Raw genomic sequence first — 23,996 nt, forward strand, 5'->3', positions numbered from 1 at the left:
CGATATCGGAACGTGTTCGAGCAAGGGAGCACGAAAACGTGACTTCAACCACCGCCGGACGTGAAACTGTTTTCACTTACGGTGCCCCGGCCCTGAAATACGGCACCGGATCGAGTGACGAGATCGGCTACGACCTCACCCGGTACGGCGCCCGGCGGGTCCTCGTCCTGACCGACGCCGGCGTCGCCGCGACGGGCTGGCCACAACGGATCGCCGAAGGCATCGAGACCTACGGCATCGAAGCGGTCGTCTTCGACGGCGTGCACGTCGAGCCGACCGACGTCAGCATGCGGAAGGCCGTCGACTTCGCCCGCGGACAGGGCGAGTGGGACGCCTTCGTCGCCGTCGGCGGCGGTTCGGCCATCGACACCGCGAAGGCGGTGAACCTGTTGACCAGCAACGACGGCGACCTGATGGACTACATCAACGCCCCGGTCGGCGGCGGTCGCGCACCCGCCGCGCCGCTGAAACCTCTGGTCGCGGTGCCGACCACCACCGGGACCGGCTCGGAGAGCACCACGGTCTGCGTGCTGGACGTGCTGTCACTGCGGGTGAAGAGCGGCATCAGCCATCTCCGGCTGCGGCCGAGCCTCGCCGTGGTCGACCCGAGGCTGACGGTCTCGCAGCCGCCGGAGGTCACCGCCGCGAGCGGGATGGACATTCTTTGTCACGCCGCGGAGAGTTACACGGCCAAGCCGTACACCGAGTTCGACCGGAAACGCCCGGAGGACCGGGTTCCTTACTGTGGCTCGAATCCCATGGCCGACATGTTCGCCGAGCAGTCGCTGCGGCTGCTGTCGTGGGCGCTGCCCGCGGCCGTGCGGAACGGCACCGACCTGAAGGCGCGCGAGGCGATGGCGCTCGCGGCGACGTTCGCCGGGCTCGGGTTCGGCAACGCAGGCGTGCACATCCCGCACGCCAACGCGTATCCGATCGCCGGGCAGGTACGGGACTTTCATCCCTCCGGGTATCCGGGCGAGGAAGCGATGGTGCCGCACGGGATGGCCGTCTCGCTGACAGCGCCTGCGGCGTTCCGGTTCACCTTCGACGCCGCTCCCGAGCGGCACGAGCGGGTGGCCCGGCTGCTCGCGCCGGACTACGAGTGGCCGGGCGATCTGCGGGATCACCTGCCCGCCGTGCTGCGGCGGCTCATGCGGGAGATCGGGATCCCCAACGGGATCGGCGCCGTCGGCTACACCGAGTCCGATGTGGACTCTCTGGTTTCCGGCACGGTGAAACAACAACGGCTGCTGGCGACAGCGCCACGCGAAGCGTCCGAAGAGGACCTCGCCGCCATCCTGCGGGATTCGGTGACGCTGTGGTGAACACCGAGTACCCGAACTGGCAGACGGTTCCGTTGCGGTGGAAGGACAACGACGTCTACGGCCACGTCAACAACGTCGTCCACTACTCGGTGATGGACACCGTGATCAATACCTGGCTGATCGAACGCGGCGGGCTCGACATCGAAACCGGCGAGGTGATCGGGCTGTGCGTGGAATCGCAGTGCAAGTACCACGCTTCGGTGTCGTTCCCGGGAGAGCTCGAAGTCGGCCTGCGCGTGGGGCATCTCGGCCGGTCCAGTGTCCGCTACGAGATCGGGATGTACTCGAAGGAGACGCTGATCGCGGAGGGGACCTTCGTGCACGTCTTCGTCGATCGTTCTTCGAGGAGGCCGGTCCCCGTCGAGGGCCTACTCAGGAGCGGGCTGGAAGAACTGCGCACCGGGCTGGGGTAGCCGCGGCGACCACGCGTGCATGAGCTGGGCGTAGCGCGTGGACCGGTCCATGAGTTCGAGGTGGGTGCCGAGCGCGGTCTCCTTGCCGTCCATCACCAGGACCCGGTCCGCGCGCAACGCCGACGACAGCCGGTGCGCGATCACCACCAGCACCCCGCCCCGCTCGGCGAACGCCCGTTCGGCGCGGGCTTCGGCGGGCGGGTCGAGGTGCGACGTCGCCTCGTCGAGGACGACGACACCCGCGTCGCTCGCGAACACCCGCGCGAGCGCGATCAGCTGCGCCTCCCCGGCGGACAGCGTGTCGTGCCCGATCTCGCCGTCGAGCCCGCCCAGCCGCGTCACCAGCGGTTCGGCGCCGACGGCCGCCAGCGCGGCCAGCAGTTCGCCGTCCATCGCGGTCTGCGCGAACAGCCCGACGTTGTCCCGCACGGATCCCGCGAAGACGTAGGCCTCCTGTGGGATCAGCGCGACCATCCGGTGCCGCAGCGCCGCCGGGATCTCCCGGACCGGGGCCCCGCCGAGCAGCACCCGGCCCGCCTGCGGTTCGAGCATGCCGGTCAGGAGCCCGGCCAAGGTCGACTTGCCGATCCCGCTCGGCCCGACCACCGCCAGCCGCTCGCCGGGCCGCAGATGCAGATCGAGGCCGCGGACCACCGGTTCCGCCGCCGCGCCCCAGCTGAAGGTCAGGTCGCGTACGTAGATCGCGGTCCCGTCGGGTTCGGCCGTGCCGTCGGCCTCCGGTTCGGCCTCCGCGGTCTCCGCCAGCCGCCGCAGCGCGACGATCAGCCGCAGCACCACGGTGCTCGCGGTCGCGGCCAGCCCCCGCAGCGCCGGCTGCATCGTCGTCGCCAGGTAGACGAGCGCGCCGAGCGCGGCCCCGGCGGTCAGCACGCCGTCCTTGACCATTCCGGGCGCCACCAGCAACGCCAGGAGCAGCGGCACGAACCCGCCGGTCGCGATCACCACCGACCGCGCCGCCCCGGACCGCGCCACCCGCACGGCCGCCTTGGCCTGGGTGTCGATGGCGTCGTAGAGCTCAAGCGCGGCAAGGGGTTCCGCGCCGCACGCGACGATGTCTCGCATACCGGACAGCGACGCGCCCGCGACCTCGGCGGTCCGCTCGTCGGCCAGCGCGAGCGCGCGCTGACGGCGGGCCAGCGACGGGAGCAGGAAGGCGAACACGACGACCGCGACCACCACCGGGATCGCGACGATCAACGCGAGCGAACCGGCGACGGTGAACAGCCCGGCCAGCGCCGCCACCGTCGTCACGATCATCCCGCGTGCCTGCACCAGGAGTCCGGCCGTGGCGTCGCGGACCACCTCGACGTGCTGGGTGATGCGGGCGACGCCGCTGGCGTCCGGCTGGTTCCGCGGTGGCGCCGGATCGTGCAGGACCCCGCGTACGACGGCGGTCACCAGCGCGTCGCGCAACGGCTCGACGACCTTGCCGAGCTGATGCCACACCAGCCGTGAACCGAACGCGCCGATCACCGCGACCAGGCCGAAGACCGCGAGCCAACGCAGTCCGGTGCCTGGCCGTCCCGCGGCAAACCCCTCGTCAACCGCGAGTTCGACCAGGCGACCGGACAAGAACGCGGGCGCGCTCTCCAGTACGGAGCACGCCAGCAGGACCAGCCCGCCCCTCCACTGCCCGGCCAGCGCCGAACGGTAGAGGCCCCAGACGCTCACTGCGCGCCCTCGGTGAAAACAGCTTGATAAGCCGGGTCTCGCCACAGCTCCGCGTGCGGGCCGACCGCGCGGATCCGGCCGTCTTCCAGCCACACCACCGCGTCCGCCCGGGCCGCGGTGGCCGCGCGATGCGTCACCACCACCCGGGTCCGGCCGGGCAGGGTGGCTTCGATCGCTTCTTCGACGGCGGCTTCGGTGACCGTGTCGAGGCTGGCGGTGGCGTCGTCGAGGATGAGCACCCGCGGCGCGTGCGCGATCGCGCGCGCCAGCCCGATCCGCTGCGCTTCCCCGCCGGAGAGCGGTGTTTCCGCCAGCGGCGTCCGGTAGCCGTCCGGCAGCCGGACGATCAGGTCGTCGACCTGCGCGGAGCGACAGGCGCCGCGTACGGCGGCTTCGCCTGCCCAGGAGCCGTACCCGACGGCGTCTCCGATGGTCGCGCCGAGCAGCGCTGGCCGTTCGAAGGCGAACCCGACGACAGCGCGGAGTTCGTACGGCCGCAGCTTCTCCAGCGGACGGCCGTCGAGCACCGCCGTCCCCTCGTCCGGTGTCAACAGCCCGCCGAGGACGTTGACCAGCGCGGACTTCCCCGAACCGGATCGGCCGACGACCGCGGTGAACCGGCCGCCCCGCACGAGCAGGTCGACCTCGCGCAGGGCGCCTTCGACGGTGACCCCGCGAAGTTCGAGCGTGCCCCGGCCGGGGACGACGCCGAGATCGCCCGGTTCGGGGACCGGCGAGTCCAGCACCTCGTTGATCCGCCGCGCACACGACCGCGCGCGGGAAAGTGTGGTGAGCAAAGGAATCTGGGTGATCAGGCCCATGCCGAGCGCGACGTAGCCGAGCGCCGCGAGGACCTGGCCGACGGTCAGCCTGCCCTCCATGACGCCGAATCCGGCGGCCGCGAGCACCGCGAGTTCCACCGCGGGCAGCAGCAGGCCGGAGCGCCACACCATCCTGGCCTGCGTGCGCCACATCCCCCGGCCGGCGAGACTCAGTTTCGGCAGCGGCCGCAGCACGCGTTCGGCCTCGCGGTCGGCGGTGCCCGACGCGGCGATCGTGCGGAGCCCGGCGACGGCGTCGACCATCCTCGCCGCCAGTTCGCCGGACACCTCTTGATAGGTCAGGACGTCGTCGGCGGTGTTCTTCAAGTGAGTGCGCGCGAGCATCAGGCCGAACGGGATGCTGCCGAGGAAGACGAACGCGAGCCGCCAGTCCATCAGCGCGAGCAGGACGATGGAGCCGCCGGAGATCAGGGTGGTCGACCCGAGCTGGACGACGACCGAGGCGACCAGTCCGGCGCCGGTGCAGTCACCGGTGAGCCTGCTGATCGCGTCACCGTCGGCGAAGGCCGAACGGGTGCCGAGCGCGAGACAGCGGTCGGTGAGTCGGCGGCGCAGCCACGCCGTCGCGTAGGCCGTCATCCGCGCGGTCAGGATCCCGCCGATCAGGCCGACGGCGATCTCGGTGACACCGAGGACGATCAGCCAGGAGACCTCGGGAAGGCTGGGACGTCCGGCCACCACGGCGTCGACAGCGGCCGCCAGCGCGCCGGGCAGGAGCAGCCCTGCCGCGGTCCCGGCGAGCGCGCTCAGGACCAGCGCGACCAAGCGGGGGCGATCGAGCGCGGTCACCTTGACCAGCAGCCGATCGGAGGACCCCGCCATCCCACTCCTCAATCCGTGATCCCATCGAGATGAACCGGAAGGCAAAATGAAGAGCGCGGGAGCGGCGCACTTGGCCTGTGCCGCTCCCGCACCTTCAACTACCAGCTGGGCGAACTGCCGGAGATCAGTGGCAGGTCAGCAGGCTGATGGTGCTGTTGTTGCAGGAAGCGAGCAGGCTCAGGTTGCTGCCCCCGCCGCCGCCGCCGTGGCCACCTTCGAGAACCTCGGGGGCTTCCAGGGCCTGCAGGTCGAGAACCAGTTCCATGGTGTTCCCTTTCATCGGTTACCTGTTTCCGCCGGCCGTCAGTGGCCGGTGGTCTTGGAGGACAGGAAAGGCAGCAGGGCCTTCCCGTCCAGGGTCGCGGCGAGGGCGAGGAGCACGCCCGCGCCGCCGGTGACGACGTCCATCGACAGCCGCAGCAGCTGGTTGCCGGGAAACGCCAGGCCGCCCTTGTACGGCATCGCGTACCAGGCCAGCCGGGAAAGATGCAGGTCGATGGTGTCGCGGACGCGCTGATCCGGCTCGGAACCCATCGAGAGCGCGGTCATCAGCCCGCATCGGCCGAAGAAGAGGCCGGGATGGATGACGAACTCGCCACGGCAAGCTTCCCGAAGGCCGGGGAGGCTCTTCAACGACTTCGCGTCCGGGCGGTACTTCGCCAGCTCCTCGGCGACCATGAGGATCCCCGCTCCGCCGACACCCACGTAGGGCAACGTCCTGGATTCGCCGTCGCGGACCTGCAAGGAGCCGTCGTCGGACTCGACACACTCCTCGATGTCCCGCTCCAGCGCCTGGTCGGCGAAGGACAACCAGCCCTCTTCGCGGGTGCGCTCGAACAGCCGGACGAACAGCAGCGCGGGTCCGGACCAGCCGTTGAGCAGGCCTGCCCTGGCGAATTTGCCGGGCGGGGCGGCGGTTTCGAGCGCTTCGGCGAGCCGGACCGCCGTGGCGAGCGCCTGCCTGCCGAACTCGTTGTCCTTGCGGGCCACCGCGAAGTGCAGCTGAGTGAGCCCGATGCCGGACAGGCCGCCTTCGAGGCTGTGGTCGGTGGTCTGCTCGACTAGCGTCGCCGACGCCGCCAGCAGCTTCGTGGCCTCTTCGCGATACCCGAGTTCTTCCAGGACATACGCGATTCCGTACGAGCCGTCGTAGAACCCCGGGCGATCCGGCGGATCGCGGCGGATCGAGTCCAGCAGCCAGCGTTCGTGATCGGGATACCGCTCCCCGCCGACCGCGTTCAAAGCGTGGAGGACACCGGCCGCGCCGTAGCCGAAGCAGGCTCCACCGACGCGGAACTGCTCGATGTCGCCGGGGAAGAGCCGGTCGGTGCGCTCGGGGGTCGCGGAGGCGAGGATCCCCTCGGTGATCTGCTTGCGGACCAGCGCCCAATCGGGCTTTTCCTGGTCGAGCTCGGTCGAAGCGCTCCGCGGCTGGGCGTTCCGTGGCGCGAGCTCGGCGACGATCGAGTCGGCGTAGCCCTCCGGGACGTCGAAACGCCGCTGGACGAAGTCCGCGAGCCCGCGCAGCTTCGCCGGGGCGAGCTCGAGAAGCGTGGTGAGCGGCAGGAAGATCCACAGCTTCAGCACGGCGATCGCGTAGTCGTCGATCTCGAACCCGTTCCGGTCCCGCGGGGCGCGGAACCCGGGTGCGCCGAGCGCCGGCCGCTTGCCGCTGTCGGCGTCCGTGGCCATCTCGAAGTCGATCAGCCCGATCTCGTCGTCGTCACCGTCGACCAGGATGTTCATCGAGTGCAGATCGCCGAAGACGATCCTGCGGCCGTGCACCTCGTCGACCATCCGTGCCACGCGGTCGACCAGCGCCAAGGCTCGCCCGGTGTAGGCGACGATGTCGGCCTCGGTGCAGTCCCGCCGGGTGAGCGGGTAGTTGCGGGCGAGCCAGCTGCCGAGGGAAACGCCCGGCATGTACTCCATGGCCAGGAAGTGGTGCTCCCAGACGGTGAAGCGGTCGTAGGCCGCGGGGATGCCCTCGATGCCCTTCAGCCGCTCCAGCACCTCGTGCTCCCAGCGGAGACGATCGACCGCGTCGATCTCGTCGCGGTCGAGGCCGGCGAACGGCCTGGCCTCCTTGAGGACCACCTGCTCGCCGTCGGCGTTCCGGTCGGCGAGGTACACGCCACCGCCGTTCGAGAAGTGCAGTGAACTTTTCACCCGATAGGGGAACTGATCCACACCGCCGCTCTTGCGAGCTGCGAGATGAGGCGCGAGGAACTCCGGAATCGTCACCCAGTCGGGTACGGAGAAGGTTGGCTCGCGCTTATCCGGGACCAACGTTCCGTCGGGTTTGCGCACCGCGAGGACACGTTTTCCGTCGAGTTCGACCCATTGCTCGGCGAATCCGCCATAGCGGACGTAGAGCGGCCCGGCACCATACCGAAGATCACTGAGAATGTACGCACCGGGTTCCCCGTCGAGCTTCGCGGACAACTCGGCGAGCACGCGCTCCAGCTCGTTGTTGTCAGCTGGATAAAGAGTCAGCAACTTGCCGCTTCCGTCACGCGGAGCGTATTTAGAATTCCTGGCCAGCAGTGTGCTCCGCGAACGCAGATGCTTGTAGGACAGAGTGCGCTCGAGACAATGCTCGTGCACCTTCACGAGCACTCGCTCGGCGTTGCCCAGCCCTGCCGAAACGTGGATTTTCCAGCCCTGCAAGGGAAGGTTCCGAGCAACAGGGTGCATCATCCGCCACACACCGCGCACCCCGGTCCGCCAGCCAGACTCGGGAGCGGGCAGCAGGGAGGCGAAATCGTCGGCGGCGTCCCCGTTTTCCTGCTGCTCGTCGAAGAACAGCGGATCGGCGAAGCAATACGCTTCGTACCGGACGTCCATCGAGCGCCCCCTCCTTGGCACCAATCGGATGGGCCATGTGCACCATCGCGATGGGGAATATTCCACCCGTCAGATAGCGAACGGCCAATCCGCCATACCGGGGGTTCGGATGGGCTGTTCAGGGACGTGAATTTGAAACCTACCGAATGGTAGGGGTACCCAGCGTGAGATCAACTCGGATTTCAACCACCCGGTCGGTGTGTAACAGGAACGTATCTTCGACGTAATCCCAGGTCCCGGCGCCGAGCGCAATAACGCGCCACCGAATTGGCGGAGCGCCAACCCGATGCGCTTCGTGATCTATTCACCCGAGGTCTGGACCACTGCTCGCTCCGTGGCGCCCGCCACGCGGCCGACCGGTCGCCCGTCGGCGGTGATCGGCCCGGAGGTACGTTGTCGCCGGTGGAGCAGGTAAGGAGGCGGGCGTGATCACAGGCTTCGCGGTGACCGTCGCGATCTGCGCGGCGCTGGTCGCGGCGTGGAGTTTCGTGCAATCCGCGCGTAAAAAACTGCCGGACAACGCCTTGCTCGCCGGCCTCGCCGTCGTCGAACTCCTCCTGGTCGCCCAGCTCGTCATCGGCGTGGTGCTGCTGATCGACGGCGGCCGCCCCGGCAGCATGGCCACCTATCTCGCCTACCTGATCGGCAGCCTCGTCGTGCTCCCGCTCGGGACGTTCTGGGCGCTGGCCGAACGCACGCGGTCGAGCACCGCGATCCTCGGGATCGCCTGCCTCGCCATCCCGGTGATGGTGCTCCGGCTGCACGAGGTGTGGGCGGGCGCCAGTGCCTGAGGAAACCGAGGAGAACGCGGTGGACACCGCCACGGAAACCCATCCGGACAAGACCTCCGGCCCGGGACGGATCCTGGTCGCGGTGTACGCGATCTTCGCGCTGGCGGCGACCTCACGCGCCGCCGTGCAGATCGGGACCAAGTTCCACGAGGCCCCGCTGGCCTACGCCCTCTCCGCGTTCGCGGCCGTCGTCTACCTCCTGGCCACCGTGGCACTGGCCCGCCGCGGCGCGGGCTGGTGGCGGGTCGCGCTGGCCGCCTGCGGGATCGAACTGCTCGGCGTGCTGACCGTCGGCACGTTCAGCCTCTTCGACCGCGAGGCCTTCCCGCACGCCACCGTGTGGTCGGTGTACGGGCAGGGCTATCTCTTCATCCCGCTGGTGCTGCCGGTGATTGGGTTGTTCTGGTTGCGGCGGACGAAGCCTTGACACCCTCGTGAGTGGTAAGGACGGTTCTAACCGTCCTTACCACTCACGAGGTGAGTCACTTCTCGAAGCAACCCTTTTCGTTGAGCGGGCCGAACGAGGGCAGGATCAGCCCGCACAGGTAGCCGTCGATCCAGTGCCCGTTGCCCGCGACGTTGGTGAGCACCCGGATCGCCGGGGCGAACGCGGCGATCCCCTTGGCCAGCGAATCCTGGTTGCGCTGGAGCATCGACGTCAGCCTGTCGAGTTGTTCGAGCACCGGCCCGAGTTGCCCGTCGTTGTCGGCGATGATGCCGTCGAGGGCGGTCGCGAGCCGTCTCGACCCGTCGAGCAGGTCCTTGATCGCCTGCTGCCGGGTGGAGATCGCGCGCAGCAGCGCGTTGCCGTCCTGGATCAGCCGCTGGGCCTCGGTGTCGCGGTCGACGAGGGTCTGCGAGACCTGCCGCGTGTTCGCCACCAATGTCCGGAGTCGCCGGTCGCGGGAGGCGATGGTGCCGGATAGCTTCGAGATCCCGTCGAGCGCGGCGCGGACGTCGGCGGGCGTGTCGGCGAAGGTGGCCGAGATGGCGTCGAAGCTCTTCGCGAGCTGGTCGACATCGATGGCGTCAACGGTCTTCGACAGATCCCGAAACGCTTCGAGGACGTCGTATGGCGCGGTGGTCCGCCGCAGCGGGATCGCGTCACCGGGATCGAGGATCGCTTCGCCACGCGGATCGAGCGCCAAGTACTTCTGCCCCAGGACGTTCTTGATCCGGATGGACGCGCTCGTGGCGTCGCCGAGCCACGCGTCCTTCACCCGGAAGGAGACGAGCACGCGATCGCCTTCGAGGTCGATCTCGGAGATCTTGCCGACCTTCACCCCGGCTATCCGGACGTCGTTGTCCGCGCGAAGCCCGCCCGCGTCGGAGAATTCGGCGGAATAGGTGGTGCCGCCGCCGATCACCGGCAGGGCGTCGGCGTTGAGCGCCGCCGCCATCCCGAGAGCCATCGTGGTGAGCCCGGCGAGCGCCATCTTGACCGGATCCACCGCGCCGAAGGATCTCATCGCCTCACCTCGCAGGTCACGAGCGGCAAACTCTAGGGGCCACCCCTGCCCATCGCCAGGCGAAACGTTGCACCGATCGGGTACTGTCGTCTGTCCATTATGGACGAATGTGCTGGCGCCAAAGCGTGTCCGCGGTCCCCCGCGCGACATGCTCCTCGTAGACCTCGACCTTCCTGCCGATCAGCTCCAGGCAGTCGGCCAGCTCGGCGATCCGGTCGCGGACGGTGGCCTGATGGTCCCGCAGCAGCTCCAGCCGCTTCTCCTCGTTGCCCGGCCCCTGCCGGACGAGCTCCGCGAACTCGCGGATCGTGGCGAGCGGCATCCCTGACGCCCGGAACTTCGTGCAGTTCACCAGCCATTCGACGTCGTGCTCGGTGTACACGCGGCGGCCGTTCGCGTCCCGTTTCACCGGCGCCGCGAGCAGCCCTTCCTTCTCGTAGAAGCGAAGCGCGTGCACGCTGAGGCCCGTCCGGTCGGTGACCTTGCCGATCGCGAGTTCCGTCACCCGGCCGACGATAGCGTTTGACCTAGAGAGCCCTCTAGCTCCTAGCGTTCGCCGCATGACCACCTCACAGCACAAGATCGGCTCCGGCTTCGGCGCGCGCAGTACCGCCGCGGAAGTCCTGAGCGGGATCGACCTCTCGGGCAAGCTCGCCCTCGTCACCGGCGGATATTCGGGGCTGGGCCTGGAAACCACCCGCGCGCTGGCGAACGCCGGCGCGCACGTCGTCGTCCCCGCCCGCCGTCCGGCCGACGCGGAGTCCGCCCTCGCCGGGATCTCCGGCACCGAGGTCGGCGAGCTCGACCTCGCCGACCTGCCAAGCGTCGAGTCCTTCGCCCGCCGGTTCCTCGGCACGGGACGCTCGATCGACCTGCTGATCGCGGGCGCCGGGATCATGGCCGCGCCCGAACGGCGGGTCGGCCCCGGCTGGGAGTCGCATTTCGCGATCAACCACCTCGGCCACTTCGCCCTGGTGAACCGGCTTTGGCCCGCGCTGACGGCGTCCGGCGGCGCCCGGGTCGTCACGGTGGCCTCCTCCGGTCACCATTCCTCGCCGATGCGCTGGGACGACGTCCACTTCGAGCGCGGCTACGACCGGTGGCTCGCCTACGGCCAGGCCAAAACGGCGAACGTGCTGTTCGCGGTGCATCTGGACAAGCTTGGCGCCGACCACGGGATCCGCGCGTTCAGCCTGCATCCGGGCGCCATCCTCACTCCCCTGCAGCGGCATCTGCGGCAGGAGGAGATGGTCGAACGCGGCTGGATCGACGATCATGGCAACCAGGCCGACCCGGATTTCAAGTCGCCGGAGCAGGGCGCGGCCACCCAGGTCTGGGCGGCGACGTCACCGCGGCTCGACGGCATGGGCGGGCTCTACTGCGAGGACTGCGACGTCGCCGAGATCGCGCCCGAAGAAGGCGAGTGGGTGGGTGTGCGCCCCTTCGCGATCGACGCCGGCGAGGCCGCCCGGCTCTGGGAGCTTTCGGACGGCCTCACCGGTGTCAGTTCCAGAACTTGATCTCGGGGTTGCCCGCCACCGGCCCGTCCAGCAGCGGCTGACGTCCGCCGCGCAGGTTCTTGTCGAAGAAGGCGGACACGTAGGCCCTGGTCAGCGCCATTCCTCGGTCGCCCCCGAGCGTGCCGGGCGGGGTCAGGCCGAGCTGCTCACCGAGCACGCCGACGTCGGTGAAGGACGCGTGCCCGGCCGCCGCGACGCTGATCCAGCGCTTCCAGCCGGTGAGGTTCGGCCAGCTGCTCGCCCAGGTCGTGTCCGGGCCGGCCGGGGTGTACTCGCTTTCGCGGCCCAGCAGCAGGAACGGCCGGTCGACCCCGGACGCGGGGATCGGGGACCACAGCCTGCCGTCCAGATCGGCGCCGGCGCGGATCCGCTGGTCGGCGACCATCGCCGTCGGCGTGCTGTACCCGCCGATCGAATGCCCGGCCATGCCGATCCGCGTCCGGTCGATCAGCCGGGACCACGGCGACGAAGGCGTGGTCAGCGTGTCGAGGACGAACGAGACGTCCGCGGCGCGCACCGGCGGGAGCAGCGTCGAGTCCGACCCGCAGGCGACGCAGTCGGTGACGTGCCCGTCGGGGAAGGCGGTGCCGTGGGATTCGTAGTTATGACCGATCAGCGCGACGACGAAACCCTTGCTCGCCAGCTCTTCCGCCAGCCCGGTGAGCGTGGTGCGCGGTTTGCCGAATCCCGGCGACAGGACGACCAGCGCGCGCTTTCCGGGCTGGGGCGGGGCGTCGACCCTGGCGCTGGTCCGGATCCCGGCGACCCGCGCGGGGTCGACGTCGGGGACACCGGATTCGGTCAGGAACGCCTTGGCCTCGGCCAAGGTGAGGTACGGGCGTATCGGGCCGAGCGGCAGCAGGGCGGGGTAGAACATCGACACCATCAGCTCGCGCGGCCCTGTCGGCACCCACGGGTCCTGACGCGCGGAGTCGACCAGGTGCAGGTCGGTGGAGCCGACCGGATGCGGGCCGGTCGGCGGCGGCAACGTCAGCCGGGGAGCCGCCGAAGCAGGACTCGCCAAGGACACCATGGCGGACAAGGCGGCCAGTGCGACGAGAAGCCTTCTCATGAGGATTCCGTTTCTGTCGAGGATCTTCCGCCGCCCAGCCTGCGGCCCGGTGCCGTGTTCGCGCGTCTGCCGCAGGTCGTATCCCGATGTCTGCCGCGAGGTGGATCCGCTGCGCCCGATCCGGGATTACGCTCGGCTGGTGCTGGCCATCCTCAGGAGTCACCCGAAGGCAGTGGACGTCGGGCTGACCGTACTCATCGGACTGTCCACTGTGGTCTCCGCCGATGACCCCGAGGGCTTCGGGTGGTGGCTGACCTCCTTGGTGGCCTTGGCTTCCTTGCTGATCCGGCATCGCAATCCCACGATCACGTTCGCGGCCGGGGCGGTGGTCTCCCTCCTGCATCTGGCTATGGGCAACGATCTCCGCCCGGTCGACGGCGTGGCGTTGATCGGTCTCTTCTCCGTCGCGGCGTGGGGGTCGCGGCGGGTCTCGCTCGCGCTGCTGGCGGCGGGACTGCTCGTCGCCGGAGCGTGGTCGTTCCATTCCGCCGAAACGAATTCGCGGACTCCGGCTCCGATACCGCCGCGGATCATCATCATCGATCCGCTGGCACCCCCCGACTTCGACGCCGACCACCGCCAAGTCCAGGACTGGGGCGGGTTCCCCGGCATCGGGCTGTCGCTCGCGGTGGCGTGGCTGGCCGGGCTGAACACGCGGCAGCGCCGGATCCGCCTGGCGGTGCTGGAACAGCGGGCCGCCGACCTCGAACGCGAGCGGGACTCCCAGGCCGCGCTGGCCGTGGTCGCCGAACGCGGCCGGATCAGCCGCGAACTGCACGACGTCGTCGCGCACGCGCTTTCCGTGATGGTGCTGCAGGCCCAGGGCGCCCAGGCGGAACTGGAGCGGCGGCCCGAACGGGCGCGAGAGGCGCTGGACGCCGTCGTCGGCACCGGGCGGACAGCGCTGAGCGAGATCCGCCGGCTGCTCGGCGCGCTCGGCCAGGACGAGCCGGACCGGGAGCCCCAACCCGGCGTCGAACGCCTGCCGCGGCTGGTCGCCGACGTCCGTTCCGCGGGCACACCGGTCGATTTCCGGGTCGAAGGGGAGCCCCGGCCACTTCCGTCCACAGTGGACCTCGCGGCCTACCGGATCGTGCAGGAGGCGCTGACGAATGTGCTGAAACACGCCGGTCCGGGCGCGTCGGTGACTATCGTGATGCGATACGGGCCCGGCGTGCTGGAGATCGAGGTGACCGACGACGGCAGCGCGGCGGAGCCGTCCGGCGGCGGGCACGGCCTCGAAGGGATGCGGGAACGGGTGAACGTACTGGGCGGCACCTTCGAAGCGGAGCCGCGGCCGGATTGTGGCTTCGCCGTCCGCGCGACCCTGCCGTCATGACGATCCGGGTGGTCATCGCCGACGACCAGGCGCTCGTGCGCACCGGCCTGCGGATGATCCTGGACAACGCGGAGGACATCGACGTCGTCGGCGAGGCGGGCGACGGCGCGGAGGCCATCACGCTGGTGAAGGACCTCGATCCCGACGTCGTGCTCATGGACATCCGGATGCCCGAGATGGACGGCGTCGAGGCCACCGCCGAGATCGCCGCGGCCCACCGCGCCCGTGTGCTGGTACTGACCACCTTCGACCTCGACGAATACGTCTACGCCGCGCTCCAGGCAGGGGCCAGCGGCTTCCTGCTGAAGGACGCGCTCGCGCCGGACCTGCTCTCCGGCGTCCGCGTCGTCGCCGCCGGTGACGCCACGCTCGCGCCCACCGTCACCCGGCGGCTGCTCGACCGTGTCGTCACGGGCCTGCCCGCCCCGGTGCCGGACGACAGGCTCGCCCTGCTCACCGGGCGCGAACACGAGGTGCTGCAGCAGCTGGCCCGCGGCCTGTCCAACGCCGAGATCGCGGAACTGCTGTTCCTCTCGCCGGGGACGGTGAAAACCCACGTCGGCCGCATCCTCACGAAACTCGGCCTCCGGGACCGCGTCCAGGCCGTCGTGTTCGCCTACGAGTCCGGGATGCTCAGCCGCTGACCGGGGCGGGCGCGCGCCAGTGCTTGCCGCGGCGGGGCCGCCGGTGCTGACCGCGCCTGCCGAGGTCGCCGAGGTCTTCGGACGGGCGTGCGGCGAACTGCTCGGCCGTGATGCCCATCCGCACCAGGTACTTGATCTCGCCGCGCACCACTTCGGTGTCGCGCAGCCTGCCTTCCTCGCGGAAGCCGAGGCCGCCGTGCAGCGAAAGCGACGCCAGGTTGCCGCCGTACACGGTGACCTCGCATTTGCGGAAGCCGCGTTGCTCGAACATATGCGCCAGGAGGACGGTGATGGCGTCCGTGGCGTATCCGCAGCGCTGGTGGCGGGGGGCGATCCCGATGCCGTATCCGAACTGGCCGGTCACCGGGTCGGCGCCGATGGTGCAGACCGAACCGACCAGCATCCGGCCGCGCACCGTCTCGATGCCGAAGTGGATGTCGTCGCCCGCGGACCCCGAACGGTGCGAGGCCCAGTGCCGGTGCCCGCCGCCGATCAGCGTCGTCGCCTCGCGGGCCATGTCGCGGTCGAAGCCCATCAGGACCCGGCGGTCCCGGAGACCGACCTCGCGCAACCGCACCTTCCGCCCGACCTGCTCGGGTTCCAGGGCGGAGTGGCTCACCGCGTCCGGCCGCACGGGTGCTCACGAACGATCACAAGCATCCCTCGACGATATCGGTAGTGGCGAGGCGCGTCGTCGCGGGCCCGGACGGGCGCCGTCCCTAGAACCGGCCGCAGTTCCCCGCCGTCGGCTTCCCGGAGAAGCGCTCGGCCAGCCAGTTCGCCGCGTCGCCCTGGGCGGCGGTGATACCCAGGACGTGGGAGAAGATCGGGCTGAACGACGGGATGTCCTGGAAGCGCACGTCGGCGCCCTTGGCGCACCAGTCCTTGCCGAGCTGCTTGCCGATGCTCGACGGGATGACGTCGTCGTTGGGCGCGTGTTCGACCAGCACCGGCGCCGCGGGCTTGAGCGTCCCGACGCGGTTGGCCGCGACGATCCCCCGGAAAGGCTCCTGCTCCAGGTAGGCCGAGACCGGCCGCCCGTCCTTGGTCAGCTGACCGGAGTTCCGGTACATGAACTTGAAGACGCCGTCCAAGGTGCAGGTGGTGCGAGCCTCGTCGAAGAGCTGCTTGCCGGCGTCGTTGGCCAGGTCCAGGATCCCGGCCTCCGGATAGGCCGCGTTCAGGCCGACCAGCGAGTACCCCAGGAATCCGACGTACATCCCGCCGTCGAGGCTCTTCGCGAGTACCGCCTTGTCCGCGGGGGCCGCGCCGACGTAGGCGCCTTTCAGGTCGAGTTCGGGAGCGTACGCGGGCGCCAGTTCGACAGCCGAGGCCGAAGCTCCGCCGCCCTCCGAGTAGCCCGCGATGCCCACGGGCGAGCCGGACGAGAGCCCTGCGCCGGGCAGCCGCTGCGCCGCCCGCAGGACGTCGAGCACCGCGTGCGCTTCGGCCTCCCGCACCACGTAGGTGTGCTCGCCCGGTGTCCCGAGCCCCTGGTAGTCGGTCTGGGCGACCGCGAAGCCCTTGTCCAGCAGGGAGCTCACGAAGGAACTCTGGAACGACGAGACGATGTCGCCGCCCTCGCCCGCCAGCGCCTTCGACGGCGCGCATTGGTCGCCCATGCCCGCGGTGAAGGGCGCGTACGCCACGATCGGCCGCTGCCCCGGCCCGCTCCACGCCCTGTCCGGCACCAGGACGGTGCCGGTGACCGGGATCGCATGGTTCGCGGTGTCCCGGCTCAGGTACATCACCCTGGTCGACTTCGCGCCGTTGAAGGACGACGGCAACGTCTTGAGCACGTCGCCGTTGCCGCCCGGCGGAAGCGGTGACGGCGGCTCGTAGAAACCGGGTTCGGCGCCGGCGGGCGCCGCGCCGAAGGACAACAGGGCGGCGGCGAGACCGGCTGTCACCGCGCTGGACATCAGGGCACGCCGACGGGCGACGCGGGAAGAAAAGCGCATGCTGAACTCCACTGATGAGTTCGGGTCGACTCCAGCCGGACCGGCGGGAGAAGCCCACAGTGGAGGCAGGCGGAGAGGTCGTCAACCGGCGATTCCGGGCCTTGTCAGGTCCCTGAGCACGGGTTTCGGCGTTTTTGTGATCCGCCGTCGGGTACCGGGCCGCGCGGGCCGATCGGCGGCCCGGAAACGCCCGAAGGCCCCCACCCGGATCGGATGGAGGCCTTCGGCGTGGAGAAAAGTCAGATGGCGACGACGCGCTGGGCCTGCGGGCCCTTCTGACCTTGGCCGATCTCGAACTCGACGCGCTGCCCTTCGTCCAGGGACTTGAAACCGCTGCCCTGAATCTCCGAGTAGTGCACGAAAACGTCCGGTCCGCCGTCGTCCTGAGCGATGAAGCCGAAGCCCTTTTCGCCGTTGAACCACTTAACGCTGCCCTGAGCCATACTTTTTTACCTGCTCTTCATAGCGAGTCTGAGCCCATTCGATGCCCCGATCTCGCCGTCCATTGTGGCAGGTCTTGGGCCGGAGCACACGCTGCCATCCCAAATTCGAACAAATTCGCAGGTCAGCGTCACCCTTGGCGCGTCGGTCGGATGGTCAGATCGCCGATTTCGACGTCGTCGGGCTGGTCGATCGCGAAGGCGATGGCCCCGGCCACCGCCGCGGGGGCGATCCCGAAGCCGGTGTCGCCGATGAGCTCGGTGCGGACATAGCCGGGTGAGATCGACGTCGTCCGCAGCGTCCCGTCGGTGTTCTCCTGCCGCAGGCCCTCCAGGAGGGTGCGGACCGCGTTCTTCGTCCCGGCGTACACCGCCTGGGTGGGGACGATCCGCAGGCCCGCCGTCGAGACGACGGTGACGAAGTGGCCACCGCCCTGCTCCCGGAACACCGGCAGGGCCGCCGAGATCCCGTGCAGGATCCCCTTGAGGTTCACGTCGACCATCGCCGCCCAGCTCTCGACGTCCAGGTCGGCGAGGGGGCCGAGCTTGGCGATCCCGGCGTTGCCCACGAAGACGTCCAGGCGGCCGAAGCGTTCGAGGGCGACGCCGACCAGCGTCTTGAGGTCGTCGGGATCGGTGACGTCCACGCGGGTGGCGGCCGCCTCACCGCCGTCGGCCTCGATCTCGGCGACCAGGCTGTCCAGCCGGTCGGTGCGGCGGGCGCCGAGGACGACGCGCGCGCCGCGCGAGGCGAGGTGACGAGCGGTCGCCTCGCCGATTCCGCTGCTGGCGCCGGTGACGGCGACGACCTTGCCGTGAAGGGTCATGAACATCCTCCGCCTAGAGTGGACACATGTCCGGTTACCCTGACCACCATAGCGGACACGTGTCCGCTTCTGCCGAGAGCGGCGGGACGCGGCGTGCCGACGCCCAGCGCAACCGCGAACGGATCCTTGAAGCGGCGCGTGCTCTCGTGCACGAGCCGGGAGAGCTGAAGCTCAACGCGGTCGCGAAGGCCTGCGGTATCGGCCAGGGCACCCTGTACCGGCACTTCCCGACCCGCGAGGACCTCCTCGCCGAGGTGTACCGCCGTGACGTGGAAAACCTGGTCGCCGCGGCTCCGCGCCTGCTGGCGGCGCACCGGCCGCCGGACGCGCTGGCGGCTTGGTTCGACAGGGTGGCCGCCTACGCGAGGGTCAAACGCGACGTGTTCGCGGCCGTCGAGGCGGCGACCTGGCGCGACCTCGCCGCCCACAGCCTCGGCCCGATCGGTGAGGCGGTGGAGCTGCTACTGGCCGCCGGGCGCTCGGACGGCAGCCTCCGAGCCGACGCCGAAGCACGCGACGTCATCGTGCTCATCAGCTGGCTGACCAGGCTGGACGACGCCGAACTCGACGCGCGAGGGCAGCGGTTGCTGTCGATCCTCGTCGACGGGCTTCGCGCGCGGGCTTGACCTGGACCCTGCGTCAGGGTCGGAGCCTTGCCGCATGACGAACACACCACCCGTCGGCGGGTTCCAGGCGATCCGCGACGTCGTCGGCCGCTCCTGGACTCGGCCGTGTTTTCGGGACCCGAGCCCGGACGCGACGCCTCCGGCTACCGCCGGTACAGCGCGCAGGCGAGACGTCGCGGGCCTACCTCGACTGCGAGCTGGTCGTCTCCCGGATCTCGGAGTCGTCGCCGGCGTGGCAACGCATCGTCGATGAGCTCACTCACCGCGCGCGGACGCGAAACCGCAGGTGAGTAGCGATCCCCGCGACAGGTGCGCCCTGCGGGATCAGCTCGCCCCCCCATCACCAGGACGTCCTTGTCCCCGGCGGCGGCTTCGGCGCGCCGGACAGCGGCCTCCAGCCCGTCGAAAGCGAAGATCCCGCCGTTGTCGCCGAGGAGGTCTTCCCTGGTCCGGTGGGTGACGACGAAGCTCGGGGCACCGGGCCAAGGCGTCCCGCCCCACGGGCGCAGACCGAGGTCGAAGGTGCGGCGCCTGATCACGGTGGCCCCGACCCTCGCGTTCACCTCCTCGAAGGCGCGGGCGTCGGCTCCGTCCCCGGCCATCCACTCGTGCAGCCGTTCGCCTCCGTCGCCCATGGGCTCTTCGGCCCGGACGTCCGGGCCGGCGGCGAGCCGCGCCATGGACCTGTTCTGGACCCGCGGCTACGAACGGACCTCGGCCCGCGATCTGACCAGGCACCTGGGCGTCGGCCAGGGCTCCTTGTACGCCGCGTTCGGCGACAAGGACGGCGTGTACCGGGCCGCGCTGGACCACTACCGCACCACCCTCGCGGCGGCCGCGCTCGACACCCTGCGAGAGGGAACGGACGTCCGCTCGGCGATCCGCGCGATGCTCATGGAGCGACTCCGGATCGCCGTCGAGGAGGACGGCCGGGGCTGTCTGGTCGTCAACGCCGCTTGCGAGCGCCTGCCGGGGGATTCGTCGACCCGGCGCATCGTGCGGGACACGCTGGACGCCGCCCAGGACGCGCTCGCCGACGTGCTCCGAGCCGGCATCGAGCGAGGCGAGCTCGCGGCGCGGCACGACCCGCAGGCCCTCGCCGCCTTTCTCGTCACCTTCCTCAACGGCCTGTTGGTCGCGTCGAAGATCACCCCGGACGCCCGCGCCCTTGAGCCTCTCGTGGAGATCGCCCTGGCCGCCCTCGACTGACGGCCGCTCAGAGTTCCCCGGCTCGCTCGTACAACTTCCGCACGGGCTCCGTCAAAGCGGCGCCGCTGAGATCCGTGGTCACGCCGTCCTCGGTCATCGTTCCCCGGCTCGTGACGCTGAAGATGGTGCCCTTTCCGGTGGCGGGATCGAAATTCCGCAGCCACGGACCGCCGCTGGAGCCGCCCGCCAGGTCGCAATCGGTGTTCCACGTCGTGTTGACCGAGTTGACCTTGAGCGTGGCGGGCCGCACGCACGAGAACAGCGCCTCACCGCCGGCCGCCTTCGAAACGGGGTAGCCGAGCATGGTCGTGTCCACAGTGGACGGAAGCTCTTCGAACGAGATGTCCTGGGTGCCCGCGACGTCCGCGACGTGCCTGCCGTCGACAGGGTCGAGGGCGATCACCGCGTCGTCGTCCGACCCGCTCATCGGCCCCGAATACGTGGCGGACCAAGCGAAGGACCGAGCAGCGAACACCCCGTGCGGTGCTTTGCCGTGGTCGTAGCCCGGCACGAACACGACGTTGACGATCTTGATCGGATTGTCGAACCGGTCCAGCCCGCCGTTCACGCAGTGCCCGGCGGTGAAGGCCACATCCTTGCTGGCGCTGGGAACCACCGTCGCCGTACAGGATCCGTCGACACCGGGCTCGGCGGTGAAGAACAGCCGCCCGACCCCCGACGGCACCGGCCCCTCCCATTCGCGGCCGATCTTCTCGGCGGGCGGCAGGTCCTCCTCGCCCACCCACTGACTCATCCGCTCCGGCGTCCAATGAGCCAGCGCCGCCGCCCGGTCGGCCTCGCTCACCGTGGTCACCGCCTGGTCGTCGGCCGCGGACGCCGGTGCGGCCACCGCCACCGTCGCGGCGCCGAGAACGGCGGACATGGCGACGACCCGGCGAACTGCGTGCTTCAAGTCCATACACAGTGGACGTCCCGGCCCCGGGGAGGTTGATCGTGATCACTCGACGTTGCCCACACTCGGTCCATTTGGTATACCAAAGTGGGTCGTTTCGAGGCCCCGTCGAGAAAGGTGCCCTCTGTGTTGATCCGGGACGTCCGCCCGTGGGGTGGACAGCACAGTGACGTCGAAGTGACGGAGGGCCGGATCGCCGCGGTGCGGCCGCACGATCCCGCCGCCACGCCGGCGCCCGGCACGGTCGAAGGGCGCGGGCGGCTGCTGTTCCCGTCGTTCAGCGATGTGCACGTCCATCTGGACTCGACGCGGATCGGCCTGCCGTTCCGGCCGCACACCGGCGCACCGGGCGTGTGGGCGATGATGCTGAACGACCGCGAGAACTGGCGCGACGCCGAGGTTCCGCTGCCCGAGCGCGTCGCCGGGACACTGGAGCGGATGATCGCCAACGGCACCACCCGGGTGCGCACCTACGCGCAGGTGGACGTCGACTGCAAGCTGGAGAAGCTCGACGCCGTACTCGCCGCGAAGGAGCGCTTCGCCGGGCACGCGGACGTCGAAATCATGGCGTTCCCCCAGGCCGGAATCCTGCGGGAGCCCGGCACCGTGGACGTCCTGGAGGCTTCGCTGCGCTCGGGCGCCACGGTCGTCGGCGGGATCGACCCGTGCTCGCTGGACAAGGACCCCAAGGGACACCTCGATGTCGTGTTCGGCCTCGCCGAGAAGTACGGCGTGGAGGTGGACATCCACCTCCACGAACCGGGCCACCTGGGCGTTTTCTCGACCGACCTGGTGATCGAACGGGTCCGCGCGCTGGACATGCGCGGCAAGGTGACCCTGTCGCACGCGTACGAACTGGGCTCGATCTCGGAATCGGTCAGCCGCCGCCTGATCGACACGTTCGCGGAACTGGACATCGCGATGGCGACCGTCGCGCCGTCCGTCGACGGCCAGCTGTCTTTGGCGGACCTCACGACCGCGGGCGTGCGCGTCGGCCTGGGCGAGGACGGCCAGCGGGACTACTGGAGCCCGTACGGCAACTGCGATCTGCTCGACCGCACCTGGCAACTGGCCTTCACCCACGGCTTCCGCCGCGACGACCTGATCGAAATGGCCCTGGCCGTCGCGACGATGGGCGGCGCTTCGATCATGAGCCACGACGTCCCGCGGCTGGCGGGCATCGCCGACCGGCCCGGCGTGGCCGTGGGCGACCGCGCCGATCTGCTGCTGGTGGACGGCGAAACCCCGACGAGCGCGGTGATGGACCGCGGCAAGGACCGCACAGTGCTGCACAACGGCGTCGTCGTGGCGGACGGCCTCTCGGTGGTGAAGTTCTGATCGTTGCCGGGCCTGACGAAGTCGGCTACCGTAATTTCAGATGATGACAACATCTGAAAGCTGGTGGCGTTGATGCGCGTGCTCTTCACCAGCCTCGCGTCGGCAGGCCACACCTACCCGCTGATCCCGCTCGCGATCGCCGCCAGGGACGCCGGGCACGAGGTGCATTTCGCCACCGGCGAGCACGTCCATGCCCCTCTGCGCAGGAACGGCCTCCGCCCCTTTCGCCCCGCGGACTCGTTCTACGAGATCTATGCCGAGGATCTCGAACCGGAACTGGCGCTGCTACGGCCCGACCTCGTCTTGCACGAATGGGGTCAGCCAGGGGCCGCCATCGCCGCACGGAACGCCGGGATTCCCAGCCTCTGGCACGGATTCGGCCGCCTGTTCCCCGACGGAATCGGACTCCGGTCCCCCACGTCCCCCGCCCGGCCGCATCTGGACATCTGCCCGCCGTCCTTACAGGACAAGGACTTCCTCGCGACAGCCGAACGCGTCGAACTACGACCCGTTCCGTACTCCGAGCCGTCATTTCCCCCGTGGCGCACCGAGACCACGTCGCGACCACTGATCTACCTGACCCTCGGCACCGCGTTCGGCACACCCGAAGTGCTCACCACGGCCATCCAGGGCCTGGCAGCGCTCGACGTGAGCGTCGTGGTCGCCACCGGACGGATCCGGCCGGAGCAACTCGGCCCAGTACCGGACAACGTCACCGTCCGGGCCTGGATACCGCAAGCGGACCTGTTGCCGCATATCGACGCCGTCGTGCACCACGGCGGCAGCGGCACCACCCTCGGCGCGCTCACCGTCGGTGCCCCACAACTGCTCCTCCCCCAGGGAGCCGACCAGTTCGCCAACGCCGAAACACTCACAGCCGCGGGCGCCGCGCTGCGTCTCCTGCTCGGCGAACTGAGCGCGGGCGCCATCACCGAACACACCCGGAACCTGCTGCGAAACACCAGCCACCGCGACGCGGCCCGCGAGATCGCCGAGGAAATCGCCCACATGCCGTCCCCCGACGAAATCGCCCGAGACCTGCCGAGGTGGGCAGCGTGACGACATCCGCGTGGGACGAGATATCCACAGCGATCGCGGCAGCGCCCTACCCGGTGACCGTGCTCGCCCCGGACGGCGAACGCGCTGCCCACTGCCTGCGCGAACTGGGCATCACGACCGCCTCGTGGCTGGGCGCCGTCATCGACCACACAGGCGGGCTGCTGGTGGACCACGGGTGGCTGCGCGTTCTCGGCTGCGGAACGGAGACCTTGCCCGCCGCATCCCTGACGGTCGCCTACGACGTGTTGGGCGGCGTGTATTCCTGGACGATCAATCCCGTGGGGCGACCGACCATCCACTACTTCGGGCCGGACGCCCTCGCATGGGAAGACCTCGAGCTGGGGTACGCCGAATGGCTGGACGCCATGCTCGCCGGTTCGCTCGACCGGTTCTACGAATCCCTGCGCTGGCCCGGCTGGCAAACTGAAGTCGGCGCGGTCGCGGCCGACCAGGGCATTCACACCTTCCCACCGCCTTGGAGCAAAGAAGGCAAAGACCTCTCGACGGTTTCGCGGGCGGTCGTCTCGCTGACGGAGTTGGTGTCGGTCCATCAGGACACCGCACGGCAGTTGAACGGCCAGGGGTCCTGAGACGAAAGCCCACTGCACGTGGACCAGGTGAAAAGAGTGGGCCGCCTGGGGCTCGAACCCAGAACCTACGGAATCTTGGGCGGGGCCTGCGGACGTCTGCCGTTAGCTGCCGACAACCACCCTCACCTGCATGAACTCTGACCGCGAACGATCATGGTTCGTGATCGTTTGGCGTCGCCTGCGGTCGTTTCCCGGGGATAAACCGGGGAGATGATCATGCCTCTCGGCCTGGTCCCGCGCACGCTCGCGTGACGCCA

Annotated in this window: 25 protein-coding genes; 12 read left to right on the forward strand and 13 right to left on the reverse strand. The window is 69.7% G+C overall.

Annotated elements, in window-relative coordinates:
• Positions 1–38: 38 nt before the first annotated feature.
• Together ACZ6YV_RS12630 and ACZ6YV_RS12635 are read left to right on the forward strand one after the other, a co-directional pair.
• Entirely contained in the window at positions 39–1,325 is a 1,287-nt protein-coding gene (locus ACZ6YV_RS12630) for a hydroxyacid-oxoacid transhydrogenase (protein ID WP_465509685.1), read from the forward strand.
• Positions 1,319–1,738 (forward strand): acyl-CoA thioesterase, encoded by a 420-nt coding sequence (locus tag ACZ6YV_RS12635; RefSeq protein ID WP_465509686.1) that lies wholly within the window; start codon positions 1,319–1,321, stop codon positions 1,736–1,738. Before ACZ6YV_RS12630 ends, ACZ6YV_RS12635 begins: the two co-directional genes overlap by 7 nt.
• On the opposite strand, the gene ACZ6YV_RS12640 is transcribed toward ACZ6YV_RS12635, so the two are convergent.
• The 4 genes from ACZ6YV_RS12640 to lanKC all read right to left on the reverse strand — a co-directional run bounded on the left by ACZ6YV_RS12640 (position 1,694) and on the right by lanKC (position 7,941).
• The gene (locus ACZ6YV_RS12640; protein ID WP_465509687.1) at positions 1,694–3,430 is read right to left on the reverse strand and encodes an ATP-binding cassette domain-containing protein; all 1,737 of its coding nucleotides are present in this window, start codon (positions 3,428–3,430) and stop codon (positions 1,694–1,696) included. The two genes, ACZ6YV_RS12635 and ACZ6YV_RS12640, sit on opposite strands and share 45 nt — an antisense overlap.
• The gene (locus ACZ6YV_RS12645) at positions 3,427–5,094 is read right to left on the reverse strand and encodes an ABC transporter ATP-binding protein (RefSeq protein WP_465509688.1); all 1,668 of its coding nucleotides are present in this window, start codon (positions 5,092–5,094) and stop codon (positions 3,427–3,429) included. The genes ACZ6YV_RS12640 and ACZ6YV_RS12645 overlap by 4 nt, the downstream gene beginning before the upstream one ends.
• Positions 5,095–5,218: 124 nt before the next feature.
• Positions 5,219–5,359 (reverse strand): SapB/AmfS family lanthipeptide, encoded by a 141-nt coding sequence (locus tag ACZ6YV_RS12650; protein ID WP_101613675.1) that lies wholly within the window; start codon positions 5,357–5,359, stop codon positions 5,219–5,221.
• Between the two features lie 38 nt (positions 5,360–5,397).
• On the reverse strand, positions 5,398–7,941 hold the full coding sequence (lanKC, locus tag ACZ6YV_RS12655; protein ID WP_465509689.1) for a class III lanthionine synthetase LanKC: 2,544 nt from the start codon (positions 7,939–7,941) through the stop codon (positions 5,398–5,400).
• Positions 7,942–8,366: 425 nt separating this feature from the next.
• On the opposite strand from lanKC, the gene ACZ6YV_RS12660 reads away from it, so the two are divergent.
• A complete protein-coding gene (locus tag ACZ6YV_RS12660) occupies positions 8,367–8,732 on the forward strand; it encodes a hypothetical protein (RefSeq protein ID WP_465509690.1) in 366 nt (121 codons plus the stop codon).
• Complete coding sequence (locus tag ACZ6YV_RS12665) at positions 8,725–9,159, forward strand: hypothetical protein (RefSeq protein ID WP_465509691.1); 435 nt, start codon at positions 8,725–8,727, stop codon at positions 9,157–9,159. The genes ACZ6YV_RS12660 and ACZ6YV_RS12665 overlap by 8 nt, the downstream gene beginning before the upstream one ends.
• Positions 9,160–9,214: 55 nt before the next feature.
• Here the strand turns inward: ACZ6YV_RS12665 and ACZ6YV_RS12670 are convergent, their stop codons facing one another.
• Together ACZ6YV_RS12670 and ACZ6YV_RS12675 are read right to left on the reverse strand one after the other, a co-directional pair.
• Positions 9,215–10,201 (reverse strand): MCE family protein, encoded by a 987-nt coding sequence (locus ACZ6YV_RS12670; protein ID WP_465509692.1) that lies wholly within the window; start codon positions 10,199–10,201, stop codon positions 9,215–9,217.
• A gap of 97 nt (positions 10,202–10,298) precedes the next feature.
• Complete coding sequence (locus ACZ6YV_RS12675; RefSeq protein WP_465509693.1) at positions 10,299–10,706, reverse strand: MerR family transcriptional regulator; 408 nt, start codon at positions 10,704–10,706, stop codon at positions 10,299–10,301.
• A 55-nt stretch (positions 10,707–10,761) separates the two neighbouring features.
• On the opposite strand from ACZ6YV_RS12675, the gene ACZ6YV_RS12680 reads away from it, so the two are divergent.
• Positions 10,762–11,721 carry an SDR family NAD(P)-dependent oxidoreductase gene (locus tag ACZ6YV_RS12680; RefSeq protein WP_465509694.1) on the forward strand — a complete coding sequence of 320 codons (960 nt, stop codon included), beginning with the start codon at positions 10,762–10,764 and terminating at the stop codon, positions 11,719–11,721.
• Here the strand turns inward: ACZ6YV_RS12680 and ACZ6YV_RS12685 are convergent.
• Positions 11,705–12,793 (reverse strand): alpha/beta hydrolase family protein, encoded by a 1,089-nt coding sequence (locus ACZ6YV_RS12685; RefSeq protein WP_465509695.1) that lies wholly within the window; start codon positions 12,791–12,793, stop codon positions 11,705–11,707. The genes ACZ6YV_RS12680 and ACZ6YV_RS12685 overlap by 17 nt on opposite strands.
• 139 nt (positions 12,794–12,932) lie before the next feature.
• Here ACZ6YV_RS12685 and ACZ6YV_RS12690 point away from each other — a divergent pair, with 139 nt between their 5' ends.
• A complete protein-coding gene (locus tag ACZ6YV_RS12690) occupies positions 12,933–14,132 on the forward strand; it encodes a sensor histidine kinase (protein ID WP_465509696.1) in 1,200 nt (399 codons plus the stop codon).
• The gene (locus tag ACZ6YV_RS12695; protein WP_465509697.1) at positions 14,129–14,776 is read left to right on the forward strand and encodes a response regulator; all 648 of its coding nucleotides are present in this window, start codon (positions 14,129–14,131) and stop codon (positions 14,774–14,776) included. The genes ACZ6YV_RS12690 and ACZ6YV_RS12695 overlap by 4 nt, the downstream gene beginning before the upstream one ends.
• Here the strand turns inward: ACZ6YV_RS12695 and ACZ6YV_RS12700 are convergent.
• The 4 genes from ACZ6YV_RS12700 to ACZ6YV_RS12715 all read right to left on the reverse strand — a co-directional run bounded on the left by ACZ6YV_RS12700 (position 14,766) and on the right by ACZ6YV_RS12715 (position 18,004).
• Entirely contained in the window at positions 14,766–15,410 is a 645-nt protein-coding gene (locus ACZ6YV_RS12700; protein ID WP_465509698.1) for a GNAT family N-acetyltransferase, read from the reverse strand. The two genes, ACZ6YV_RS12695 and ACZ6YV_RS12700, sit on opposite strands and share 11 nt — an antisense overlap.
• Before the next feature lie 85 nt (positions 15,411–15,495).
• On the reverse strand, positions 15,496–16,737 hold the full coding sequence (locus ACZ6YV_RS12705; protein WP_465509699.1) for a lipase family protein: 1,242 nt from the start codon (positions 16,735–16,737) through the stop codon (positions 15,496–15,498).
• 239 nt (positions 16,738–16,976) lie between these two features.
• Complete coding sequence (locus ACZ6YV_RS12710; protein ID WP_005149851.1) at positions 16,977–17,180, reverse strand: cold-shock protein; 204 nt, start codon at positions 17,178–17,180, stop codon at positions 16,977–16,979.
• A 128-nt stretch (positions 17,181–17,308) separates the two neighbouring features.
• Entirely contained in the window at positions 17,309–18,004 is a 696-nt protein-coding gene (locus ACZ6YV_RS12715) for an SDR family oxidoreductase (protein WP_465509700.1), read from the reverse strand.
• Positions 18,005–18,063: 59 nt separating this feature from the next.
• Between ACZ6YV_RS12715 and ACZ6YV_RS12720 the strand changes: the two genes are divergently transcribed.
• On the forward strand, positions 18,064–18,630 hold the full coding sequence (locus ACZ6YV_RS12720) for a TetR/AcrR family transcriptional regulator (RefSeq protein WP_465509701.1): 567 nt from the start codon (positions 18,064–18,066) through the stop codon (positions 18,628–18,630).
• 143 nt (positions 18,631–18,773) lie between these two features.
• Here the strand turns inward: ACZ6YV_RS12720 and ACZ6YV_RS12725 are convergent, their stop codons facing one another.
• Complete coding sequence (locus ACZ6YV_RS12725; RefSeq protein ID WP_465509702.1) at positions 18,774–19,310, reverse strand: hypothetical protein; 537 nt, start codon at positions 19,308–19,310, stop codon at positions 18,774–18,776.
• Between ACZ6YV_RS12725 and ACZ6YV_RS12730 the strand changes: the two genes are divergently transcribed.
• Positions 19,309–19,839 carry a TetR/AcrR family transcriptional regulator gene (locus ACZ6YV_RS12730; protein ID WP_465509703.1) on the forward strand — a complete coding sequence of 177 codons (531 nt, stop codon included), beginning with the start codon at positions 19,309–19,311 and terminating at the stop codon, positions 19,837–19,839. The genes ACZ6YV_RS12725 and ACZ6YV_RS12730 overlap by 2 nt on opposite strands.
• Before the next feature lie 7 nt (positions 19,840–19,846).
• Here ACZ6YV_RS12730 and ACZ6YV_RS12735 read toward each other — a convergent pair whose 3' ends face one another.
• Positions 19,847–20,758, reverse strand: coding sequence for a trypsin-like serine peptidase (locus ACZ6YV_RS12735; RefSeq protein ID WP_465509704.1), 912 nt, complete (start codon positions 20,756–20,758; stop codon positions 19,847–19,849).
• A gap of 120 nt (positions 20,759–20,878) precedes the next feature.
• Here ACZ6YV_RS12735 and ACZ6YV_RS12740 point away from each other — a divergent pair, with 120 nt between their 5' ends.
• From ACZ6YV_RS12740 to ACZ6YV_RS12750, 3 genes are all read left to right on the forward strand, one after another.
• Positions 20,879–22,090, forward strand: a complete 1,212-nt coding sequence (locus ACZ6YV_RS12740; protein ID WP_465509705.1) for an amidohydrolase family protein — start codon at positions 20,879–20,881, stop codon at positions 22,088–22,090.
• A 72-nt stretch (positions 22,091–22,162) separates the two neighbouring features.
• Positions 22,163–23,149 carry a glycosyltransferase gene (locus ACZ6YV_RS12745; protein WP_465509706.1) on the forward strand — a complete coding sequence of 329 codons (987 nt, stop codon included), beginning with the start codon at positions 22,163–22,165 and terminating at the stop codon, positions 23,147–23,149.
• Complete coding sequence (locus ACZ6YV_RS12750) at positions 23,146–23,739, forward strand: DUF2625 family protein (RefSeq protein ID WP_465509707.1); 594 nt, start codon at positions 23,146–23,148, stop codon at positions 23,737–23,739. Before ACZ6YV_RS12745 ends, ACZ6YV_RS12750 begins: the two co-directional genes overlap by 4 nt.
• Positions 23,740–23,996: the final 257 nt, after the last annotated feature.

This window comes from Amycolatopsis sp. NPDC102522, from assembly GCF_055584485.1.